This window comes from Dickeya chrysanthemi NCPPB 402 (genome assembly GCF_000406105.1).
Classification (GTDB): Bacteria; Pseudomonadota; Gammaproteobacteria; order Enterobacterales; family Enterobacteriaceae; genus Dickeya; species Dickeya chrysanthemi.
The window spans coordinates 4323168-4331236 of record NZ_CM001974.1; the positions used below are offsets into that span (position 1 = coordinate 4323168).

The window sequence follows — 8069 nt, forward strand, 5'->3', positions numbered from 1 at the left end:
GGATTACTCTTCTTCCAGCTCGATGTTGATACCCAGGGAGCGGATTTCTTTCAACAATACGTTGAAGGACTCCGGCATACCCGGTTCCATCCGGTGATCGCCATCCACGATGTTCTTATACATCTTGGTACGGCCGTTCACGTCATCGGATTTCACCGTCAGCATTTCCTGCAGGGTATAGGCTGCGCCGTAAGCTTCCAGCGCCCACACTTCCATCTCACCGAAGCGCTGACCACCGAACTGCGCCTTACCACCCAACGGCTGCTGGGTAACCAGGCTGTAAGAGCCGGTAGAACGGGCATGCATCTTGTCATCCACCAGGTGGTTCAGTTTCAGCATGTACATGTAGCCCACGGTAACCGGACGCTCAAACTGCTCGCCAGTACGGCCATCGAACAACGTAATCTGACCGGAAGTCGGCAGATCGCCGAGTTTCAGCAACTCTTTGATCTCATTTTCCTTGGCACCGTCGAACACCGGCGTGGCGATCGGCATACCTTTCTTCAGATTTTCCGCCAGACGCAGCACTTCTTCATCGCTGAAGGTGTTCAGGTCGACTTTCTGGCGTACATCGTTGCCCAGGTCATAAGCACGCTGGATGAACTCACGCAGTTTGGCCACTTCCTGATGCTGCTTGAGCATGGCGTTGATCTTGTCACCGATGCCTTTCGCTGCCATACCCAGGTGGGTTTCCAGAATCTGACCGATGTTCATACGTGATGGTACGCCCAGCGGGTTCAATACGATGTCGACCGGCGTACCGTTCTCGTCGTAAGGCATATCTTCGATCGGGTTGATCTTGGAGATAACACCCTTGTTACCGTGACGACCTGCCATCTTGTCACCTGGCTGGATTTGACGTTTAACCGCCAGATACACCTTAACGATCTTCAGCACGCCCGGCGCCAGATCATCACCCTGGGTGATTTTGCGGCGTTTGGCTTCGAGTTTCTTCTCGAATTCGTGTTTCAGTTCGTCGTACTGCTCAGCCAACTGCTCCAGCTGATTCTGTTTCTCTTCGTCGGTCAGACCCAGCTCCAGCCAACGCTCACGCGGCAGCTTGTCCAGTTTGTCGGCTTCAACGCCACCGGCAACCAGCACGTCATGGATACGGGCAAACAGACCGGCTTCCAGAATCTGCAGCTCTTCAGTCAGGTCTTTCTTGGCCTGCTTAAGCTGCATTTCTTCGATTTCCAACGCACGCTTGTCTTTTTCCACGCCATCGCGGGTAAAGACCTGCACGTCGATAACCGTACCGGAAACGCCGTTCGGCACACGCAGAGAAGAGTCTTTCACGTCAGACGCCTTCTCACCGAAGATCGCACGCAGCAGTTTCTCCTCCGGCGTCAGTTGAGTTTCGCCTTTCGGCGTCACTTTACCGACCAGAATGTCGCCACCGGTCACTTCCGCACCGATGTAAACGATACCGGATTCATCCAGCTTGGAGAGCGCCGCTTCACCCACGTTCGGGATATCGGCGGTGATCTCTTCCGGCCCCAACTTGGTATCGCGAGACACGCACGCCAGTTCCTGAATGTGGATGGTGGTAAAACGGTCTTCCTGTACTACACGCTCGGAAACGAGGATGGAGTCTTCGAAGTTGTAACCGTTCCACGGCATGAACGCCACGCGCATGTTCTGACCCAGCGCCAGTTCACCGAGGTCGGTGGACGGGCCGTCAGCCAGCACGTCGCCGCGCTCAACCGGCTCACCCAGTGACACACACGGCATCTGGTTGATACAGGTGTTCTGGTTGGAGCGGGTGTACTTGGTCAGGTTATAGATATCAATGCCCGCTTCGCCCGGATACATCTCTGCTTCGTTAACTTTGATAACGATACGAGAAGCATCGACGTACTGCACGGTACCACCGCGTTTAGCAACCGCAGTTACACCGGAGTCAACGGCAACAGCACGCTCCATACCAGTACCTACCAGCGGCTTGTCGGCACGCAGGGTCGGCACCGCCTGACGTTGCATGTTCGCACCCATCAGGGCGCGGTTGGCGTCATCGTGTTCCAGGAACGGGATCAGTGACGCACCGACGGAAACCACCTGCTGGGTGGAAACGTCCATGTAGTCAACCTGATCACGGCTGAACAAGCTGGATTCGCCTTTGCTACGGCAGGTGACCAGTTCATCGATGAAGTGGCCTTCGTCATCCAGGTTGGTGTTCGCCTGGGCAATAACGTAGTTGCCTTCTTCGATAGCAGACAGGTAATGAATTTCGTCGGTTACCACGCCATCGCGTACACGGCGGTACGGGGTTTCCAGGAAACCATACTCGTTAGTCTGTGCATACACGGACAGCGAGTTGATAAGACCGATGTTCGGACCTTCCGGCGTTTCGATAGGACATACACGACCGTAGTGAGTCGGATGTACGTCACGCACTTCAAAGCCGGCACGCTCACGCGTCAGACCGCCTGGGCCCAATGCGGAGATACGGCGTTTATGCGTAATCTCGGACAACGGGTTGTTCTGGTCCATAAACTGAGACAGTTGGCTGGAACCGAAGAACTCTTTCACCGCTGCGGAAATCGGCTTGGCGTTGATCATGTCCTGCGGCATCAGCGTGTCCAGGTCGCCCAGAGACAGACGCTCTTTCACCGCACGCTCAACACGCACCAGACCGACGCGGAACTGGTTTTCCGCCATTTCGCCCACGGAACGAATACGACGGTTGCCCAAATGGTCGATATCGTCGACTTCACCCTTACCGTTACGGATATCGATGAGTTTTTTCATCACATCGATAATGTCTGCTTTGCTCAGAATGCCGGAGCCTTCAATTTCTTCGCGCAGCAGAGAACGGTTGAACTTCATACGGCCAACCGCGGACAGATCGTAACGATCTTCAGAGAAGAACAGATTTTCGAACAGGGTCTCAGCGGCTTCGCGTGTCGGCGGCTCGCCAGGACGCATCATGCGGTAAATTTCAACCAGCGCGCTCAGACGATCGTTAGTCGGGTCGACACGTACTGTTTCAGACATGTACGGACCGTGATCCAGATCGTTGGTGAACAGCGTTTCAATACGCTTGTGGCCAGACTGACTCAGCTTGGCCAGCAGATCCAGCGACAGTTCCATGTTCGCCATCGCGATCACTTCACCGGTGCTTTCATCCACATAGTCTTTCGCCAGCACTTTGCCTGCGATGTATTCAACCGGTACTTCAATACGTTCGATACCGTCTTTTTCCAACTGGCGGATATGGCGCGCAGTGATGCGGCGGCCTTTCTCAACGTAAACTTTGCCGTCGGCTTCGATATCGAAAGAGGCAGTTTCGCCACGCAGACGTTCCGGCACCAATTCCATCTGCAACTTGTTGTTGTGAATTTCATACACCACTTTATCGAAGAACAGATCCAGAATCTGTTCAGTGGTGTAATTCAACGCACGCAGAATGATGGTAGCCGGCAGTTTACGGCGACGGTCGATACGGACAAACAGGTTGTCTTTCGGGTCGAACTCAAAGTCCAGCCAGGAACCACGGTAAGGAATGATTCGTGCGTTATACAGCACCTTACCGGAAGAGTGGGTTTTACCCTTATCGCTGTCAAAGAAGACGCCCGGACTACGATGCAACTGAGAAACGATAACACGCTCAGTACCATTGATAACAAAGGTACCGTTGTCGGTCATGAGCGGAATCTCGCCCATGTACACTTCTTGTTCTTTGATGTCTTTAACGGTGCCTTCCGGCGCTTCGCGCTCGTAGATCACCAGACGCAGCTTCACGCGCAACGGCGCAGAGAAGGTCACACCGCGGATTTGACACTCTTGTACGTCAAATACCGGCTCACCCAGACGGTAGCTCACGTATTGCAGTTCAGAGTTGCCGCTGTAACTTGAGATAGGGAATACGGAACGGAATGCAGCTTCCAGACCATACTGACCTTCCGGATCTTGCTCGATAAACTTCTGGAACGAGTCAAGCTGGATAGAAAGGAGATAAGGTACATCCAACACTTGCGGACGTTTACCAAAATCCTTACGAATGCGTTTTTTCTCGGTATAGGAGTAAACCATAGGGTTCCTCAGCTCGCTGACAAGTCGACCCACTTTGTCCGCCCTGATAAGGACGGTTCATGCAACACCATTTATGTCGATCGGAATGTGGAATACATTCCGCAATACCTGTTTCTATCACTCTTAAATCATTTCATTGCGCTTTACACAGGGCGAGCGGCTCTGGCGCAGTATATTAAGTCGTCGATAGAGACAAGCATTGATGGGAAACCGGCAGTCAAACAGTGTGAAACTCTACCGGCACCCTACAGCGCAAAAAGGCTGGTGACCAAAAAGTCACCAGCCATCAGCCTAACGAATCAGGCTGCAACCGGAAGGGTTGGCTTATTTAACTTCAACTTCAGCGCCAGCTTCTTCCAGAGATTTTTTCAGAGCTTCAGCGTCATCTTTGCTCACTGCTTCTTTCAGGGCAGCCGGAGCAGATTCAACCAGATCTTTAGCTTCTTTCAGGCCCAGACCAGTTGCGCCGCGAACAGCCTTGATAACGGCAACTTTGTTAGCGCCGACAGCTTTCAGGATAACGTCGAACTCGGTTTTCTCTTCAGCAGCTTCAGCCGGAGCAGCAGCTACAGCAACAGCGGCAGCAGCAGAAACGCCGAATTTTTCTTCCATTGCAGAGATCAGCTCAACAACGTCCATTACAGACATAGCGGCTACTGCTTCAATGATTTGATCTTTAGTGATAGACATGACAATTGTTCCTAACAATCAGAAAAAGTTTATACGTTAGCAAATGCGATAACAGGAAGAGTGCGATTAAGCAGCTTCTTTCTGATCGCGAACAGCAGCCAGAGTGCGGACCAGTTTGCCTGCAGAGGCTTCTTTCATGGTCGCCATCAGGCGTGCAATTGCTTCTTCGTAAGTCGGCAGAGTAGCCAGACGGTCAATTTGAGCCGCCGGAATCAACTCACCTTCAAAGGCTGCCGCTTTGACCTCAAATTTTGCATTCGCTTTCGCGAACTCTTTGAACAGACGAGCAGCTGCGCCCGGGTGTTCCATCGAGTATGCAATCAGGGTCGGACCAACAAACGTGTCTTTCAGGCATTCGAACTGAGTGCCTTCAACGACGCGGCGCAGCAGGGTGTTGCGAACAACACGCATGTATACGCCAGCTTCACGACCTGCTTTACGCAGTTCAGTCATTTTATCTACGGTAACGCCGCGGGAATCCGCAACTACCGCAGACAGCGCGCCTTTGGCAACTTCGCTGACTTCAGCAACAATCGCTTGTTTGTCTTGAAGATTTAATGCCATTAGCTTTTGCTCCTGGATTTAGCCGGAAAAAATTTCCGGAACTCACTTCACCCGCCACCAACTTAGTAGACAGGCGTTAAAACACGGTGAGCAGAATCCAGCAGACTATTCTTTAAAAAAGGATAAATATGTCTTTAAAAAAGAATAAAAATGTTCTTTAGGCTCTGTCACCGTCTACGCAGGAAAATTAAGTTTCTAACGAAACACCTGCGGTCTTGGACGGAGGCCTGGATAGGCCAGGCTCCAACCGAAAAATCGTCTCTTGTTCATTTACAGAACAACGGGCGTAAGATTATAAAGAAATCCTTCGCCCGGGTAAAGAGGAACAAAAGCTATCAGTTTGCGACTGCGTTCAGGCCGCTCTGATCGATGGCAACGCCAGCACCCATGGTGGTGGAGAGGCTAACTTTCTTGATGTACACGCCTTTTGCCTGAGCCGGTTTAGCTTTTTTCAGCGCAACCAGCAGAGCTTCCAGGTTTTCTTTCAGTTTGTCAGCGTCGAAATCAACCTTACCGATGGTGGTATGGATGATACCGTTCTTGTCGTTACGGTAACGCACCTGACCAGCCTTGGCGTTTTTCACTGCTTCGGCTACGTTCGGGGTTACAGTACCCACTTTCGGGTTCGGCATCAGACCACGCGGACCGAGGATCTGGCCCAGTTGACCAACAACGCGCATTGCATCCGGAGAAGCAATAACGACGTCGAAGTTCATCTCGCCTTTCTTGATCTGCTCAGCCAGGTCATCCATGCCTACCAGGTCAGCGCCGGCAGCTTTTGCTGCTTCAGCGTTAGCGCCCTGAGTAAACACAGCTACGCGAACAGTACGACCAGTACCGTGCGGCAGTACGGTTGCACCACGAACGTTCTGATCAGATTTACGTGCATCGATGCCCAGGTTTACGGCAACGTCAACACTTTCAACAAATTTAGCAGTGGCCAGCTCTTTCAGCAGGGCAACGGCTTCGTTGATGTCATACTGTTTGGTTACATCAACTTTTTCACGGATCACGCGCATGCGCTTGGTCAGCTTAGCCATTTCTTAGTCCTCCACTACCAGGCCCATGGAACGAGCAGTACCTTCGATGGAACGCGCCATGGCTTCCACGTTGGCACCCGTCATGTCCGCCGCTTTGGTCTGAGCGATTTCCAGAACCTGAGCACGGGTCACTTTACCGACTTTGTCTTTGTTCGGTTTACCGGAACCAGACTTGATACCAGCCGCTTTTTTCAGCAGTACAGATGCCGGCGGAGTTTTGGTAACGAAGGTGAAAGAACGGTCGGAGTAAACGGTAATAACAACAGGAATCGGCAAACCTTTTTCCAGGCTTTCTGTCTTGGCGTTGAATGCCTTACAGAATTCCATGATGTTAACACCCTGCTGACCCAGAGCCGGACCGACTGGCGGGCTCGGGTTAGCCATACCAGCTGCAACCTGCAGCTTGACGTAGGCTTGTACTTTCTTGGCCATTTAGCTTTCCTCTAATGGGTAATAACGCTTCACAAAGAAGCTCCCCGCGATTTATAAACATGTTATGCGTCTGACGACACATAAAACAAAGGCGCGAAATTGTAGGTCAATTTCGCGCCGGATACAAGTATCGAATTCAGGCAATAATCAGCCTTTTTCCACCTGGCTGAAATCCAGCTCGACAGGCGTTGCACGACCAAAGATAGATACAGAAACCTTCAGGCGGCTTTTCTCGTAATCGACTTCTTCCACCACACCGTTGAAATCGGCAAACGGGCCATCGTTGACGCGCACCATTTCACCCGGTTCGAACAGGGTTTTCGGCCGCGGCTTATCACCGACCTGCTGCAGACGATTCATAATCGCATCGACTTCTTTATCGCTGATCGGCGCAGGGCGATCGGACGTTCCGCCGATGAACCCCATGACACGTGGTACGCTGCGCACTAAATGCCAGCTGGCATCGTCCATCACCATCTGTACCAGCACATAACCAGGGAAGAATTTGCGCTCGCTTTTACGACGCTGGCCGCCACGAATTTCAACCACCTCTTCAGTCGGTACCATGACCTCACCAAAGTGGTCTTCCATGTTATGGAGTTTGATATGTTCACGCAGAGACTGTGCTACGCGACCTTCAAAGCCAGAAAACGCCTGAACGACGTACCAACGTTTCTTTGGAGCTTCAGACATCTTAGAACCTCAGGCCAGTAATAAACGATACCAGACGCACCAGAATGCCATCCAGTCCCCACAAAATCAGTGACATAACGGCAGTTACAGCAGCAACGATCAGAGTGGTATGCAACGTTTCCTGCCGGGTCGGCCAGATCACCTTGCGAACTTCGGTACGAGCTTCACGCGCAAACAAAACCGTTGCCTTGCCCTTCGTCGTCAGCAATGCTACACCGCCTGCAGCGGCGATTAAAACAACCACAGCCAACGCACGCAACGGCAAACTGAATTCACGGTAGTAATAGTTACCTACAATTGCCGCGATCAGTAATACTGCAACAACCAGCCATTTCAGCGCCTCAAGACCACGCCCGCTCTCCTGAGCTTCGGTATTCGCACTCATAAACCAACCTGTCACTAGATTCAGACAAATAATTTTGCCCTGCCGTAAGGGCAAACCAGACCGGAAAGTGTTCTTAAAATCAAGCTATCCGGGACTCACACCGCTTACACAGAGCCTATCTCACCAATGATTATACTGCACAATCGCTGATGAGATAGGTTCTACGACGACAGCGTAGAAAAAGGGCATCAAATGATGCCCTTTTACCGCATGTTGCGTCAAATTTTATCAGC

The 8069-nt window shown here is 51.8% G+C and carries 7 protein-coding genes; all 7 read right to left on the minus strand.

The window, feature by feature from the left end:
• Positions 1 to 3 precede the first annotated feature (3 nt).
• Entirely contained in the window at positions 4 to 4032 is a 4029-nt protein-coding gene (gene rpoB / locus DCH402_RS19135; protein ID WP_040002867.1) for a DNA-directed RNA polymerase subunit beta, read from the minus strand.
• Between the two features lie 324 nt (positions 4033 to 4356).
• Entirely contained in the window at positions 4357 to 4722 is a 366-nt protein-coding gene (gene rplL / locus DCH402_RS19140) for a 50S ribosomal protein L7/L12 (protein WP_040002868.1), read from the minus strand.
• 66 nt (positions 4723 to 4788) lie between these two features.
• Positions 4789 to 5286, minus strand: a complete 498-nt coding sequence (gene rplJ / locus DCH402_RS19145) for a 50S ribosomal protein L10 (protein ID WP_012882962.1) — start codon at positions 5284 to 5286, stop codon at positions 4789 to 4791.
• A 335-nt stretch (positions 5287 to 5621) separates the two neighbouring features.
• Positions 5622 to 6326 carry a 50S ribosomal protein L1 gene (gene rplA, locus DCH402_RS19150; RefSeq protein WP_027713419.1) on the minus strand — a complete coding sequence of 235 codons (705 nt, stop codon included), beginning with the start codon at positions 6324 to 6326 and terminating at the stop codon, positions 5622 to 5624.
• Between the two features lie 3 nt (positions 6327 to 6329).
• Complete coding sequence (rplK, locus tag DCH402_RS19155; RefSeq protein ID WP_040002870.1) at positions 6330 to 6758, minus strand: 50S ribosomal protein L11; 429 nt, start codon at positions 6756 to 6758, stop codon at positions 6330 to 6332.
• A gap of 147 nt (positions 6759 to 6905) precedes the next feature.
• The gene (gene nusG / locus DCH402_RS19160) at positions 6906 to 7451 is read right to left on the minus strand and encodes a transcription termination/antitermination protein NusG (protein ID WP_015848189.1); all 546 of its coding nucleotides are present in this window, start codon (positions 7449 to 7451) and stop codon (positions 6906 to 6908) included.
• Between the two features lies 1 nt (position 7452).
• On the minus strand, positions 7453 to 7836 hold the full coding sequence (gene secE / locus DCH402_RS19165) for a preprotein translocase subunit SecE (RefSeq protein ID WP_013315920.1): 384 nt from the start codon (positions 7834 to 7836) through the stop codon (positions 7453 to 7455).
• Between the last annotated feature and the right edge of the window lie 233 nt (positions 7837 to 8069).